Annotated in this window: 13 protein-coding genes and 1 tRNA gene; all 14 read right to left on the reverse strand. The window is 38.7% G+C overall.

The genetic code is table 11. The features are described from left to right. Positions 1-4: 4 nt before the first annotated feature. Complete coding sequence (gene fusA, locus ACYQZV_RS08460) at positions 5-2,086, reverse strand: elongation factor G (RefSeq protein WP_459895063.1); 2,082 nt, start codon at positions 2,084-2,086, stop codon at positions 5-7. 14 nt (positions 2,087-2,100) lie between these two features. Further along, a complete protein-coding gene (rpsG, locus tag ACYQZV_RS08465; RefSeq protein WP_459895065.1) occupies positions 2,101-2,583 on the reverse strand; it encodes a 30S ribosomal protein S7 in 483 nt (160 codons plus the stop codon). Beyond that, a complete protein-coding gene (gene rpsL / locus ACYQZV_RS08470) occupies positions 2,583-2,990 on the reverse strand; it encodes a 30S ribosomal protein S12 (RefSeq protein ID WP_459895068.1) in 408 nt (135 codons plus the stop codon). The genes rpsG and rpsL overlap by 1 nt, the downstream gene beginning before the upstream one ends. 67 nt (positions 2,991-3,057) lie before the next feature. Next, positions 3,058-7,749, reverse strand: coding sequence for a DNA-directed RNA polymerase subunit beta' (rpoC, locus tag ACYQZV_RS08475; protein WP_459895071.1), 4,692 nt, complete (start codon positions 7,747-7,749; stop codon positions 3,058-3,060). Then, a complete protein-coding gene (rpoB, locus tag ACYQZV_RS08480) occupies positions 7,749-12,161 on the reverse strand; it encodes a DNA-directed RNA polymerase subunit beta (protein ID WP_459895073.1) in 4,413 nt (1,470 codons plus the stop codon). Before rpoB ends, rpoC begins: the two co-directional genes overlap by 1 nt. A gap of 110 nt (positions 12,162-12,271) precedes the next feature. Beyond that, positions 12,272-12,655, reverse strand: coding sequence for a 50S ribosomal protein L7/L12 (rplL, locus tag ACYQZV_RS08485; protein ID WP_459895076.1), 384 nt, complete (start codon positions 12,653-12,655; stop codon positions 12,272-12,274). 24 nt (positions 12,656-12,679) lie between these two features. Beyond that, entirely contained in the window at positions 12,680-13,216 is a 537-nt protein-coding gene (rplJ, locus tag ACYQZV_RS08490) for a 50S ribosomal protein L10 (protein ID WP_459895079.1), read from the reverse strand. A 13-nt stretch (positions 13,217-13,229) separates the two neighbouring features. Continuing rightward, positions 13,230-13,955: a 50S ribosomal protein L1 gene (gene rplA, locus ACYQZV_RS08495; RefSeq protein WP_459895082.1), complete on the reverse strand. Its 726-nt coding sequence runs from the start codon at positions 13,953-13,955 to the stop codon at positions 13,230-13,232. A gap of 5 nt (positions 13,956-13,960) precedes the next feature. Beyond that, positions 13,961-14,398, reverse strand: coding sequence for a 50S ribosomal protein L11 (rplK, locus tag ACYQZV_RS08500; RefSeq protein ID WP_459895085.1), 438 nt, complete (start codon positions 14,396-14,398; stop codon positions 13,961-13,963). A 10-nt stretch (positions 14,399-14,408) separates the two neighbouring features. Beyond that, the gene (gene nusG, locus ACYQZV_RS08505) at positions 14,409-15,146 is read right to left on the reverse strand and encodes a transcription termination/antitermination protein NusG (RefSeq protein ID WP_459895088.1); all 738 of its coding nucleotides are present in this window, start codon (positions 15,144-15,146) and stop codon (positions 14,409-14,411) included. Continuing rightward, positions 15,143-15,343 carry a preprotein translocase subunit SecE gene (secE, locus tag ACYQZV_RS08510; RefSeq protein ID WP_459895090.1) on the reverse strand — a complete coding sequence of 67 codons (201 nt, stop codon included), beginning with the start codon at positions 15,341-15,343 and terminating at the stop codon, positions 15,143-15,145. The genes nusG and secE overlap by 4 nt, the downstream gene beginning before the upstream one ends. 27 nt (positions 15,344-15,370) lie before the next feature. Then, positions 15,371-15,443, reverse strand: a tRNA-Trp gene (locus ACYQZV_RS08515). After that, complete coding sequence (rpmG, locus tag ACYQZV_RS08520) at positions 15,443-15,592, reverse strand: 50S ribosomal protein L33 (RefSeq protein ID WP_012513298.1); 150 nt, start codon at positions 15,590-15,592, stop codon at positions 15,443-15,445. The genes ACYQZV_RS08515 and rpmG overlap by 1 nt, the downstream gene beginning before the upstream one ends. A gap of 10 nt (positions 15,593-15,602) precedes the next feature. Next, on the reverse strand, positions 15,603-15,963 hold a 361-nt coding region (locus ACYQZV_RS08525; RefSeq protein WP_459892768.1), incomplete at its 5' end, for an EF-Tu C-terminal domain-related protein.

Here is a 15,963-nt window from a genome sequence, read left to right on the forward strand (position 1 = left end):
CCTTTTACTGATTTGCTGATCTTTCACCAATTACTTTTTCTGTAATGCTTTGAGGTGCTTCGCTATAATGGGAGAACTTCATTATAAACGTACCACGACCTTGGGTTAAGCTCCTTAAATTTGTAGCATAACCAAACATCTCCGATAGTGGTACATGAGCTTTTATAGAAGTAATAATACCTTTGTTTTCCATGCCCATAATCTTGCCACGTCTTGAATTTAAATCACCTATGACATCTCCAACATAGTCATCTGGCGTTTCAACTTCCACTTCCATTATAGGTTCTAAAAGCACAACTCCAGCTTTTTTAGCAGCTTCTTTAAAAGCCATAGAACCGGCTATCTTGAAGGCTATTTCCGACGAGTCCACTTCGTGATAAGAACCATCAAATAGCTTTACCTTCACATCCACCACCGGATATCCAGCTAAAACGCCGTTTTCCATGGCTTCTTTTATACCTTCTTCTACCGGTGGTATAAATTCTTTAGGTATAACACCACCGACTATGGCATTTTCAAAGACAAAACCACTACCTCTTTCCAAAGGCTCTACCTCTATCACAACGTGACCATACTGACCTCTACCACCAGTTTGTCTTATAAATTTACCCTCAGCCACTGCCTTACCCTTGAGAGCTTCCTTATAAGCAACCTGAGGTTTACCTACATTTACTTCTATGTTGTATTCTCTCTTCATTCTATCAACCATTATCTCTAGGTGAAGCTCACCCATTCCATGTATCAAAGTTTGCCCAGTTTCTTGGTCCATAGAAGCTTTAAACGTAGGGTCTTCCTTCATAAATTTATTCAAAACTTGAGATAATTTTTCCTGATCTTTTTTAGTCTTCGGCTCTATAGCCATAGATATAACAGGTTCTGGAAACTCAAGCTTCTCTAGGATTATTGGATTTTTTTCATCACATATGGTATCTCCAGTGGCAGCATCAACACCAACAGCTGCAGCTATTTCACCAGCAGCCACTTCGTTTATATCTTCTCTAGTGTTGGCGTGCATTAAAAGCAATCTACCTATACGTTCTTTTTTATCTTTTGTAGAGTTCAACACATAAGAACCGGCTTGCACTTTACCCGAGAAAACTCTAAAATAGCTAAGCTGACCTGCATAAGGGTCCGATACAACCTTAAATATATAAGCGCAGAAAGGCTGATCATCTTGTGGCAATCTAGTTTCTTCTTGATTCGTTTTTGGGTTTATACCAACCACCGGAGGTACATCCAAAGGAGAAGGAAGATAGTCTATAACAGCGTCAAGAAGCGGCTGAACACCTTTATTCTTAAACGATGAACCACACAAAATTGGCACTACTTGTTTGTTTATAGTGGCTTTTCTAAGGGCATTTTTTAACTCATCTACAGTTAACTCTTGACCTTCTAAATACTTTTCCATCAGAGTGTCATCGGTTTCTGCTATAGCTTCCACCATTTTTTCGCGCCATTCTTGGGCTTTTGTCTTATACTCTTCTGGTATTTGTCTTATTTCATATTTTGCCCCAAGGGTTTCTTCAAGCCATATTATAGCGTTCATGTTCATAAGGTCTACAACACCAACAAAGTTATCCTCAGTACCTATTGGAATTTGAATAGCCACTGGTTTTATAGTAAGTTTTTTAACTATCTCATCGTAAACCCTATAAAAATCTGCACCCAATCTATCTAATTTGTTTATAAAAGCTATACGAGCTACGTTAAATTTATCAGCCCATCTCCAGTTTGCTTCAGATTGTGGCTGCACACCTTCCACTGCAGAAAATATAAATATAATACCGTCCAAAACACGCATTGACCTAACGACTTCTACGGAAAAATCAACGTGTCCCGGTGTATCTATGATGTTTATTTGCTTTCCTTTCCAATAACAAGCAGTTGTAGCCGCTGTAATGGTGATACCTCTTTCTTTTTCTTGAGGCATCCAGTCCATAGTAGCGGCACCTTCGTGGACCTCTCCTATCTTATAAGTTTTGCCTGTGTAATACAATATACGCTCTGTGGTGGTTGTCTTACCGGCGTCTATGTGGGCTACTATACCTATATTTCTTAAGTCTTCTATCGGAACTGTTCTTGGCATAACCTATTCTCCCCTTACCATTTGAAATGAGCAAAAACTTTATTGGCTTCCGCCATTCTATGAGTGTCTTCCTTTTTCTTAACAGCTGCACCTTTGTTGTCTATGGCATCCATTAATTCAGCAGCTAACCTTTCCTCCATGTTATAAGAGCCTCTGTGCCTAGAGCGTTCCCTTGCAGCTTCCACTAACCACTTTATACCCAAAGACTCCCTTCTATGCTCTTCTACTTCTACAGGTACCTGATAGGTAGCACCACCTACACGACGAGGGCGTACTTCCCACACAGGTTTAACATTTTCAAGAGCTTTTTCAAGAACCTCCACTGGGGAAATGTTTAGCTTTTGGGCCACGGTTTCTAACGCGGTGTAAACTATATGCTCAGCTACGCTTTTCTTTCCATCTTTCATAACTTTATTTATAAGCTTATGAACTATTATGCTATTGTATTTGGCATCTGGTAGTATCTCTCTTCTTGGTACTCTTCCTTTCCTAGGCATTACTTCTTACCCCCTTTGGTAGTTTGAGCAGCACCAGCCTTAGGTCTTTTCGCACCATATTTTGACCTAGATTGCCTTCTATTGGCAACGCCGGCAGTATCCAGAGCTCCACGTATAATTTTATATCTTACACCTGGCAAGTCCTTTACCCTACCACCTCTAACAAGCACTATAGAGTGCTCTTGCAAGTTGTGCCCTTCACCAGGGATATAACAAGTGACTTCTATACCGTTCGACAATCTTACCCTAGCAACTTTTCTCAAAGCGGAGTTTGGTTTCTTTGGTGTAACTGTATAAACACGCACACAGACTCCTCTTTTCTGAGGGTTGCCTTGCAAGGCTGGGGCCTTGCTTTTTTTCTTTATCTTCTCGCGACCTTCTCTTATAAGCTGGTTCACTGTAGGCATAAGCTAGTTTCTCCTCCTAAACAATAAACTAGTATTCTACCATAAAAGCCAAAAAAAAGCAAGCATTTTATACTTGCTTCTTAGATTCTACTGCATGCTCCACAATCTCTATCTTAACGCTTTTATATTCTTCCAAACCTGTACCGGCTGGTATAAGGTTGCCTATTATAACATTTTCTTTGATTCCAGTCAAATCATCCACCTTTCCTTCACTGGCAGCTTCTGTAAGCACTCTGGTAGTTTCTTGGAAAGATGCAGCAGATATCCAGCTTTTAGTAGATAAAGCAGCCTTTGTAATACCCACCAATACCGGCTCAGCTTTTGGTATCTTGCCGCCTTCTCTTCTAATATTCTCTACCTCTTTGTTAAACTCAGTCACATCAACCTCTTCATTTACAACAAATCTACTGTCTCCCGGGTCTACCACTATTCTCTTTCTCAACATCTGACGTATGATTATTTGAATGTGTTTATCGTTTATATCAACACCTTGAAGCTTGTAAACCATTTGAATTTCTTTCAATAGAAACTTCTGAAGCTCATCTATACCTTTTATCTTGAGTATCTCCTCTAAAAGAGGTGTCCCGTCCGTTAACTGGTCTCCCACCTTAACGTAGTCCCCATCCTTCACTTGCAAGAATTTACCCTTTGGTACCGAATAAACCTTTTCTTGACCAGTTTGCTTATTGTAAACAACTATCTTACTACCTTTAGCTCTTACTATCGCTTTACCGCTGACATCGCTTACTATAGTATCCGTTATCTTTGTACCCTCTTTTACTTCTTGACCATGTTTAACGAGGATAAACTCGTTTTTAATATCGTATTTTTTAGTACCTTTAGAGGATATAATCATAACCTCATCAGCATCCTCATATATTTTTACAATACCTTCAATTTCAGAGATAATAGCTGGATTCTTTGGTTTTCTAGCTTCAAAAAGCTCTTCAACTCTAGGAAGACCGCCAACTATATCCCTCACCTTAGTAGTTTCCTTAGGAATACGAGCTATAACATCACCAGGATGCACTGTAAAGTGTTCCAAATAATAGTAATTATGCTGTACATCGTTTTTCTCAGCTTCAGAACAAGCTAAACATTTATCCCATACAGTTTTTAGCTTTTCAAAAGGTATATTTAATATAGAGTTAACTGGCAAATCGTAAGTATATTCACTGCCATCTTCTGATTTGATGATAATTCTTGGAGAATGAAGTTGTGCGTCTTTTGCCCTCAAGAAAGAAACCACTATAGCCGTTTTCCCGGTGAGAGTATCCCTTTCTTCTTTTACAGTCACATCCACTATGATATCTTTAAGCACCAACTCACCGCTAGATTCCGCTATTATGTATGTATTGAAGGGATCCCATTTCGCTATTATGTCTCCTTGCTTTACCTTATCACCATCTTTAAACAAAATTTCAGCTGCATACGGTACAGTATGTCTTTCTATAGTCCTTCCGTTTTGGTCAAGCACAAATATTACACCTTCTTGAGATATATTTATAAACTTTCCACTCCTATTTTTTAAAAGCTTCAAACCTTGGAATTTAAGAGTGCCTTCGTTTTCTATCACAAGCTCACTTTGAACCTTTTGAGCCGTAGCAGCACCGCCTATGTGGAACGTTCTCATCGTAAGCTGAGTACCGGGTTCTCCTATAGATTGAGCCGCTATTATGCCAACCGCCTCACCAGGAGATACCAACTTTCTTTGGGACAAGTCCCATCCATAACACATAGAGCATATTCCACTTTCCGATTCACAAGTAAGGACGGACCTAGCTTTTACCTGTACTATACCAGATTGTTGTATTTTGCTAGCAAGCTCTTCATCTACCACCTCGTTTGCCTTAGCTATTAGCTCTTTGCTGTTTGGGTCGTATATATCCTCTGCCAATACCCTACCCACCAACCTTTCTTTCAAGGATATTCTTTCTTCTCCATTTTCTACTATGGACTCTATAATCTCATACCTTTTTGTACCACAATCATGTTCTGTAATAACTACATCTTGAGCTACATCCACCAACCTTCTAGTGAGATATCCAGCAAACGATGTTTTAAGAGCCGTATCGGCAAGACCTTTTCTAGCTCCATAAGTAGATATAAAATATTCCAAAACAGATAGGCCTTCCCTAAAGTTTGAAGTTATAGGAGTTTCTATAAATTCTCCAGAGTGCTTAGCCATCAATCCCCTCATACCAGCCAACTGTCTTAGCTGGTCTTTGTTACCACGAGCCCCGGAGTTAGCCATCATGTAAATAGGATTGAAAAGTCCTGGTAATTTTTTGTTGTTTTCTATCTGCTCTGACTTTTCTATTTCGGAGAACATTGCTTTGGTAACATCTTCCGTAGTTTGAGACCATATATCGATAGTTTTGTTGTATCTTTCCTTATTTGTAATAATACCTTTACGATACTGGTCCAAGACTTCATCCATCTGTTGAAATGCTTTATCTACCAAGCGTTTTTTAGCTTTTGGTATCTTCATATCCTCAACGCCTATGGAAATACCAGCTCTAGTAGCCATTTCAAAACCAAATTCTTTTAGCTTATCTAACGTTTGAGCGGTGATTTCTGGACCATAGGTTTTATAAATATCAGCTATAAGCCTAGATATACTTTTCTTATCCAACACTTCGTTCACAAACCTAAAGCCTTTTGGAAGAGCTTCGTTTATCAAAAGTCTTCCTACGCTTGTTTCTACAAACGAGTTTCCAAGCTTTACCTTTATAATTGCATGAATATCGATTTTTTTATTCTCAAAAGCCAAAAACGCCTCTTCTTTTGAAAAGAATATCTTACCTTCGCCTTTTGCACCGTTTACATAATTTGAAGCATAAAATAAACCCAACACCATATCTTGGGATGGTAGCATTATAGGTTTACCGTTGGCGGGTGAAAGTATGTTTTGAGTAGACAACATTAGGATATAGGATTCTAACTGAGCTTCTATGCCAAGGGGTACGTGCACAGCCATTTGGTCTCCGTCAAAGTCGGCGTTGAAAGGAGGACATACCAAAGGATGAAGTTGAATAGCTTTACCTTCCACCAACACAGGTTCAAAAGCTTGTATAGACATCCTATGAAGCGTCGGGGCTCTATTCAGAAGTACAGGATGTTGTTTTACCACCTCTTCCAAACATTCCCAAACTTCTGGTTGTTTTTGCTCTACCATTTTTCTCGCATTCTTTATAGACGTAGCGTAGCCTTTCTCTTCAAGTCTTCTATATACAAAAGGTTTGAAAAGCTCTAAAGCCATTATCTTTGGTAAGCCACACTGGTGCATCTTCAAAGAAGGACCCACCACTATGACGGAACGTCCAGAATAATCAACCCTCTTACCAAGAAGGTTTTGTCTAAATCTCCCCTGTTTTCCTTTTAGATAGTCTGATAGGCTTTTGAGGGGTCTATTGTGCTGGCTTACCACCTTACCCCTTTTACCATTGTCTATAAGGACATCTACAGACTCTTGGAGCATACGTTTTTCGTTTCTTACTATGATATCAGGAGCATCTAAATCTATAAGTCTTTTTAACCTATTGTTTCTATTTATAAGCCTTCTATACAAATCGTTTAAATCAGAGGTAGCAAATTTACCACCATCAAGGGCTACAAGCGGTCTTAACTCAGGTGGTATCACTGGCAAAACGGTAAGTATCATCCACTCTGGTCTATTGGAAGACTTAAGAAATCCTTCTATAAGTTTCAAGGTTTTTACTAAAGTCTTTACCCTGTTGTCAGAAAAGTCTTTTAAAACAACGCTTCTTAAATCTTCTTGAATTTTGTCAAAAACAGGAACGTTTTGATTTTGTCCTCTTACATATTCAAATCTATACTTAATAGCATCTTTAGATGTGTACCAATCTTCGCCCAAATCCTCGTTTGATATCTCGCCAGTTTTTACGTTGAGGTATATGCTTTCGCTTATTATACCATGAAGGACATCCTCTAACGACATCTGAACGCCTTTTAAAGAAGTTGATATACCTATGCTATAAAGCTTTACTCTATCCGCTAAAAACATTATAAGCTTTTCATACAATTTTTTATGCTCGGCTTCCATTTTTGGGCCTAAATCCTCAAAACCAAAGGTGTAAGGTTTCAATATCTTTTTTAGCTTCCAAGCAAACGTCTCTAAGTCAAGTATGGATAAAACATACCTTACAAACTCCGCACCCATCCCACTTTCGTATCTATTGTCCACGCTATAAGCAAATTCTTTTTCATACTGCTCTTCTGTGACAACGTGTAACTTCACATGGTAAGTAATGCCATCTTTTACAACAGGTATTGTGCTCTCAGAATTAGAAAAAGTAGCCTCCATATCCGGAGTTGGATACTCCACAACTAAGTATGATTCAAAATATATTACTCTTTCTATATCTCTAGCGGATAATCCAAGCAAAGTACCTATTTTTGAGGGGGAAGATTTTAAAAACCATATATGAGAGCAAGGGGTAGCCAACGTTATATGTCCAAAACGCTCTCTTCTAACGTATGACTTTGTTACTTCAACACCACATCTATCACAAATGGTACCTTCAAATCTCTTTCCTTTGTATTTACCACACAAACACTCGTAGTCTTTTATGGGTCCAAATATCTTTGCACAGAAAAGACCTTCCTTTTCTGGTTTAAGAGTCCTATAGTTAAGGGTTTCTGGACGCTTCACCTCTCCATGACTCCAGCTAAGTATTTGCTCTGGAGAAGCAAGCAACAATCTTATTTTATTAAAAGGCAACAAACCTCTTTTCATCAACGTTCCTCCTCTTTCTTATCCAAATCAACGCTATCGCAGCTTTTTGATTCACCGTTTTCACACATAACATTTAGTCCTAAGGATTTAAGCTCTCTAACAAGCACTTTAAAGGATTCTGGTATACCCGGTGAATAGAAATGTTTGCCTTTTACTATAGATTCATATACTCTATTTCTACCTTCTATATCGTCTGATTTGACAGTAAGCATCTCCTGCAATGTATAAGCCGCACCGTGAGCCTCTAAGGCCCATACTTCCATTTCTCCTAAACGCTGACCACCAAATTGAGCTCTACCTCCCAAAGGTTGTTGAGTGACCAACGAGTAAGGACCTGTGGAGCGAGCGTGTATCTTGTCTTCTACCATGTGTATAAGTTTAAGCATATGCATGTAGCCAGTAGTGACCCTAAAATCAAAAGGTTCACCTGTCCTACCATCGTACAATACAAACTTACCATCTTCCGGCAAGTCTGCTTCTTTAAGAAGGGCTTTTAAATCTTCCTCGTCGCAACCTTCAAAAGCCGGTGTAGCCATCGGTATACCGTTTTGCGCCATAAAACTTACTATATTTTTAAACTCCTCGTCGGATAAGCTTTTTAGTATATTTTTGATGAAGTTTTTGTTTTCACCGCTTTTATCACCTATAGCATAAATATTGGCTATATACTCTGTAATCTCTGCCCTATCAAAATACTCGTCTATCATCTCTTGAATCTTTTTGCCTATGTATCTGGATGCCATGCCTAAGTGAGTCTCTAATATTTGTCCTACGTTCATACGAGATGGCACACCGAGAGGATTTAAAACTACATCTACAGGAGTACCGTCTGGTAAGAATGGCATATCTTCCACCGGAAGAACTACCGATATAACACCTTTGTTACCGTGTCTTCCAGCCATCTTATCCCCTACCCTTATTTTACGCTTTTGAGCTATATACACCTTAACCATTGTGATTACACCACTTGGCAAATCGCTTTGTTTTCCTACGTTTTCTATCCTTTCCTCATATATCTTGTCTATAACCTTACGTTGGGCTTGAGCTTTGTCTCTTATCTCCTCTATTTTCTTTATAAGCTTTTTATCAGAGAAAAAGTTTTCTGGTTTAGTAACTATAAAATTTGCTATACTCTCGAAAAGAGCCTCGTCTATAACAGTACCTTCTTCGTAAGTCTTTTTAGCAAGCTTTATGGGTTTATTTATGACTTTACCAAGCACAAGGTCCCTTACTATCTCATTCCGCTTTTCGGTAACGAGGTTTCTCATGAACTCTTGCTCTTTTCTTATACGATTTTTTTCCTCTTGCTCAACATGATCAATGAGAGGGCTTTTCTTGGTATCGCTAAGCTTTCTTGTGAATACTTGTACATCCACCACTACACCTTCTATACCGGGAGGACATCTTAAAGAAGAATCTTTGACATCCCTTGATTTTTCACCAAAGATAGCTTGCAAAAGCTTTTGTTCAGGTGTTAGCTGTGTCTCGCCTATAGGAGTTACCTTACCAACCAGTATATCGCCTGGTTTTACATAAGTACCGACCCTTACTATGCCATATTCATCTAAATTTGACAAAGCTTTTTCTGGAACACCAGGTATTTGTCTAGTGATTTCCTCGTCACCTATCTTAGTTTCCCTTGCCTCTGCCTTAAGCTCTTCTATGTGAACAGATGTAAGCACATCCTCTTTTACAAGCCTTTCAGATATTACAATAGCATCCTCAAAGTTGTAACCACGCCACGGCATAAAACAAACAAGCAGATCCTTGCCAAGGGCTAGTTCACCCATAAAAGTAGATTGGCCATCAGCTATACAGTCTCCCTTCTTTACCTTTTGCCCCTTGTACACGATAGGTCTTTGATTTACAGAAGTATTTTGATTTGTTTTTACAAATTTTAAAAGCTTATAAACATCAATACCCATGTCAAGAGGGTCTTTTTCATCTATTTCGTTGGGATTTACCCTTATTACTATACGGTTGGAATCAACTTCTTCCACTATCCCGCCTCTTTTTGCAAGCACTACAGAACCGCTATCCACAGCTACTTTAGATTCCATGCCAGTACCTATCAAAGGAGCTTGAGTAAAGATAAGAGGCACTGCCTGTCTTTGCATGTTAGAACCCATCAAAGCTCTGTTAGCATCGTCGTGCTCTAAAAACGGTATCAAAGAAGCGGATACTGATATTATCTGCCGTGGAGAAACGTCTATATAGTTTACATCCTGTGGCTTTACAATTTGGATATCGTTTTTATACCTTGCTATTACCCTATCCCCCAAAATTTTACCTTTCTGGTCTGTGGGGGTGCTCTGAGCTATAACAAAGTTTTCTTCCTCGTAAGCGGCCAAAAACTCTATATCATCGGTAACAACACCATTCATAACTTTCCTATAAGGCGTTACCAAGAAGCCATATTCATTTGTTTGAGCGTAAGTAGTCATAGATGTCACAAGACCTATATTTTGGCCTTCTGGCGTTTCTATAGGACAAAGTCTACCATAATGTGATGGATGGACGTCCCTTATTTCAAACTTTGCACTTTCTCTGGTAAGTCCTCCTGGTCCCAAGGCTGACAACCTTCTTCTATGTGTCAAAGAAGACAAAGGGTTTGTGTTATCAAGATATTGAGAAAGTTGACCGCCCTTCAAAAATTCAAACATAGAAGAAACAAGATATCTTGAGTTTACCAGATCTTGAGCTTTTATGGTGGGGTCTTCAGGGTTTATGGTAGCTACCTTATCTCTAAAAGCTTTAAGCATCCTAGCTATACCTATACGCGCCTGATTTTCTAAAAGCTCTCCAACAGGTCTAACCCTTCTGTTTCCTAAATGAGCTATATCGTCTTTTCTCTCTTTACCAAATCTTACCTTCAAAAGGTATTTTATAGCGTTTACCAAATCTTTGTGGTTTAAAAACCTTGATTCTAAACCAGTGTAATCCCTAACTTCCACAGTCTTATGGCTTTTAAGAATATCTTCCAATATATCTTTAGTCAAAAGTGTACCTTCTTTGTACTTATCATAATCTTTAGCTAACTCCAATACAGGTAGTTCGTTAAAAACCTCAAGATCTTCTATATTTAAAGATTTTTTATGCAAATAAATTTTAGCGTTTATTTTCACTCTACCAACTTTAGATAAATCAAACCTTGCTATATCCTGAAAGTAAGCTTCAAAGTAAGCCCTGGAGCGTTGGATAATATCTGCCATCTCTTGGACAAGACCTTCCATAGATCTTAGTTTTACATATATATCTCTTAGCCCTATATCCTTTAGTGTAAACTGTGAGTTTATCTTAACAATGCTTTTACCGTGCTGGTCTTTGGCTTTAGTATCGGCAATTAGCGTTTCTAATATTATTTTTCCATAAAAGCTCTTGGTGGTTTTTTCGGATTGTACGGCAGTTAAAAGCTCTATCTTTATCCTCTCGTCTTTTAAAAGTCTATTCAACACGTTTATATCTTCAATATGCCTTTCTTCTATAAACTCCTCTTCCCTTTCGGTGCCTTCTATCTTTGCGGTATATCTCAAAACAGCAAACATGTAATAAGACTCTAAATCTTCTGGTTTGTATACTTCGCCTGTAGCTTTATCTACAAGCACACTATTTTTTATTTCAAACGCCTTAACATCTTCATAAAACTGTGACAATATATCATAAGCGGTTTCAAGTCCAAAAGCCCTTAATATAGAAATGGCGCTTATACGTTTTTTATCTATGCGAGCCGTTATAACATCAGAGTTTGTAGAAAGTTCAAACTCTATGCGAGAGCCTTTATCTGGGTGAATGCTTGCGGTAAATATAGTCCTTGAAACCGTACCTTCTTTCTGCCTATCCTCTTTGTCTGAATAAAATATACCTGGAGACCTTATAAGCTGATTTACAACAACTCTCTCACTACCATTTATAATAAAAGTACCTATAGGCGTCATTAAAGGCATTTCACCAAAGTATATTTTTTTAGGTGTATCTATGTACTCTCCGGATTTTGTTTTCTTCTTAAGCCTAAGCATTATTCTTAAAGGAGCGCTATAGGTTAGTCCTTTTTCTTTGCATTCTTCTGGAGTATATTTTTCCTTGTAAGACAATATAGTGCTACATTTTGGGCATTCGGTGTTTGCACCTGCTAGAAAATCTACCTCAGGTTTGTAACCACATCTGTTGCATTCCCAATTTCCTATTTCGTAGCCTATGTATTCTACAGATATGTTTTTGTTTGTATCTTGAAATGGAAAAGATGTTCTTAATATATACTCTAAACCTTGTTCTTTTCTCTCCGAAGGCTTTACATTGAACTGTATAAAATTTTCAAAGGATTCTTTAGGTACTTTAACCAAAAAAGGCAAATCTAAAAGCTCATTACGTCTACCAAAAAACTTCCTTGGTATAGCATGCTTTAATTTAAGCATAACTTCACCACCTTATTCAAATTTTTAAACAACGCTAAAAAACAAAATACACCCCTCAAAAGGGGTGTTTCCTTCCTCTTCCAGCAAAATATTCTTAACTACCAAAGCCTTTATTTTACTTCTACTTTGGCACCGGCTTCTTCTAGCTTCTTCTTTATATTTTCAGCTTCCTCTTTAGATACACCTTGCTTAATTGGTTTCGGAGCACCGTCTACCAAGTCTTTAGCTTCCTTCAAGCCAAGACCCGTCAATTCTCTAACAACCTTTATGACGTTTAGCTTGTTAGCGCCGGCATCGGATAGTATTACGTCAAACTCTGTCTTTTCTTCTGCTGCCGGAGCTGCCGCTGCTCCTCCTGCTGCTGGAGCTGCCGCTACCATTGCAGCCGCTGATACACCAAACTTTTCTTCGAGCTTTTTAACAAGCTCCGCAACTTCCAAAACTGTCATGCCGCTTATAGCGTCCACGATTTCATCAATTGTAAGTGTAGCCATCTTTACAAACCTCCAAATAAATTTTTAAGAGTTTTTAGTTTCCAGTGCTTTTAAAGTAAGCACAAGCTTTTGAGGAACGGCCTTTAAAGCCATAATAAAACCAACCACCGGGGATTGCAGCACACCCATAAGCTTAGATACAAGCACTTCCATGCTTGGCAAGTTAGCTAAGGCCTCTACATCTTTTGGAGTAAGATATTTGTTGCCAAGCATGCCAGCCTTTATAAACCTAAGAGGGTTGTCTTTGTCCAACGACTTACATGTGTCAAAAACAACCTTTGCAGTTTTTGCGGGATCTTTGTAAGAAAATATTATAGCGGTAGGACCTACAAATACATCTCTATGATCATGGATTATAGTGTTCTCAAAAGCCCTAAAAAATAGCGTAGTTCTACCAACCAACATTTCAGACCCTATAGCTTTTAGCTCTCTTCTTAAAGAAGTAGCCACATCGGCTGGCAAACCGTTAAAGTTGAAAAATAGTACAAAATTGCTATCAGATAGCTTTTTCTTATATCCTTCTACAGTTTCTATCTTTTTTTGAAGCGTTTCTTTGTTCATAGCATCACCTCATTTAAGCCACAGCTTCTTGTAATTGTTTTAACGTAGTTGAAACATCAAGTTCCACAGAGGGGCTCATGGTCAAAGATATAGCTATGCTTCTTACATATTGCCCCTTTGCTCCAGAAGGTTTAGCTCTCACAACAGCATCTATGGCCGCATAAGCATTTTTCGCTATGTCTTCTGGTTTGAAGCTTATTTTACCTATAGGCATATGAATATTACCAGTTTTGTCTACTTTAAATTCAACCCTACCTTTTTTAGCCTCTTCTACTGCAGCTTTTACGTTTGGTGTAACAGTACCAGTCTTTGGATTTGGCATAAGACCCCTTGGACCCAGCACTTTACCCAGCTTACCAACCTTTGGCATTATCTCTGGAGTAGCTATTACTACATCAAAATCTACCCATGATTCTTTTAATATTTTGTTTATCAAATCTTCACCACCAGCGTAATCAGCACCAGCATTCTGTGCTTCTTTTATAGCATCGCCTTCTGCCAAAACAAGCACCTTCAACTCTCTACCTAATCCAGCCGGCAATACCAAAGAGCCTCTTACCATCTGGTCCGCATACTTTGGATCTACGCCAAGCTTCATAGCAAGCTCAACGGTTTCATCGAACTTACGCTTAAGTATATCTTCCATCTTTTTCAGTATATCCACAGCCTCGGGCAACGCATAAGCTTTACCCGGTATTACAAGCTTAGAAGCCTCTACATACTTCTTTCCTCTTCTCATAGCACTTACCCCTTATAACCTTCTATATCTATGCCCATGCTTCTAGCGGTGCCAGCTATAGTTCTCATAACCGCTTCAATGTCCTGAGTATTCATATCTTTAGCTTTTAACTGAGCTATCTCTTTCAGCTGATTTACAGTTATTTTACCCACCTTTTGACGCTTAGGGTCTGATGAACCTTTTTGAATCTTAGCCGCCTTCTTCAACAAGAAAGAAGTAGGTGGAGTTTTCATTATAAAGGTAAAACTTCTATCAGCATAAATACTTATTACCACAGGCACTATAGTACCTGGTTCCATATCCTTAGAAGCAGCGTTAAACTGCTTCACAAACTCCATTATGTTTATACCATGCTGACCCAAAGCTGGTCCAACTGGTGGGGCTGGTGTTGCTTGCCCCGCAGGAAGCATCAATTCAACTGTAGCTGTTAACTTCTTCGCCATATGCCGCTCCTCATATCTTTTCTACCTGTGAAAAATCAAGCTCCACAGGAGTTAATCTTCCAAATATGCTAATAAGCACATTCAGCTTTTCTCTTTCTAAATTTACCTCTTCTATAGTACCGGTAAAACTCATAAAAGGTCCTTCTATAATCCTTACTTGCTCACCTTTTTCAAATATAGATTTTTTAGTTTTGAAGCCCTTTTGCGCATGGGCTAATATCTTATTTACCTCTTCTTCCTTCAAAGGTGCTATTTTGCCGCCCACTAGTACTGGCTTATACACGTGGGGGGCTTTCTCTATAGCTCTTAAAAGCCTGTCGTCCATATGAGCTTTTATAAGTATATATCCAGGAAACATCTTGTTGTCCAAAATTATTTTAGCCTCTGTCTTATTTTCTTTACATGTTATTTTTTGGCCTGGCTTTGATATTTCACCAGCCTTTATACAATCGCTGTTGCACTCTTCGCCATCCTCTGACGGAACCACTCTAACAGTGCCTTCTTCTATTCTAAAAACTGTAACACATTTTTTACCTAACACGCTTATATCTCTGTGATTACCTCTCAAAGACAATCTATATTTTTCTTTACCTAAAGCTTTTATTACAACTTTCTCCTCTGCAGGCAATACAATGTCTTCTACCAAATCATTTATCCTGTCTAACTCTATAACCTTCATTAGAGATTCTTTAGCGGTGGTTTCCTTACCAGCTTCTACCTGCAGAGCATACCAATGCTTATCGTTCATAAACTACCACCCCAAATACCAAATATAAAAGATAAAATCTTCGTAAACGTTAAATCCACAATCCATAAATATATCCCAAAAAACAAAGAAAATATTATAACACTAACCGTAGCTCTTATGACGAGTTTTTTATCAGGCCAAGATACCTTTCTTAACTCTTGCCGTACTTCTTTCAAAAAATTTAAAATTTTATCCATTTAAAATCCCAAAACTCATCGTAAGAGCGGGGCACGGAGGAGTCGAACCCCCAACCGCGGAATTTGGAGTCCCGCGCTCTGCCAATTGAGCTAGTGCCCCTATTTTACCTCTCTGTGAACTACGTGCTTGTTGCACCAAGGACAATGCTTTCTTATCTCAACTCTCTGAGGGTGCTTCTGCCTATTTTTGGTAATAGAATAGTTTCTTCTTTTGCATTCGGTACAAGCCAACGTAATTATTTCTCTCATACTACATTCCTCACTCTATAATTTTGGTGACAACACCAGCACCTACTGTTCTACCACCTTCTCTTATTGCAAATCTAAGACCTTCTTCCATAGCAACAGGATGGATAAGTTCTACTTCAAGCTCTACGTTGTCACCAGGCATTACCATCTCTTGACCTTCTGGAAGTTTTACCACTGTGCCTGTGACGTCAGCGGTTCTTATGTAGAATTGAGGTCTGTAGTTTAGGAAGAATGGGGTGTGTCTACCACCTTCTTCTTTTGATAATACGTATACTTGAGCTTTAAATTTCTTGTGGGGAGTTATAGAACCTGGCTTGGCTAAGACCTGACCTCTTTCTACTTGGTCTTTACCTACACCTCTTAAAAGCACC

The sequence above is a fragment of the Hydrogenobaculum acidophilum genome (genome assembly GCF_054656715.1).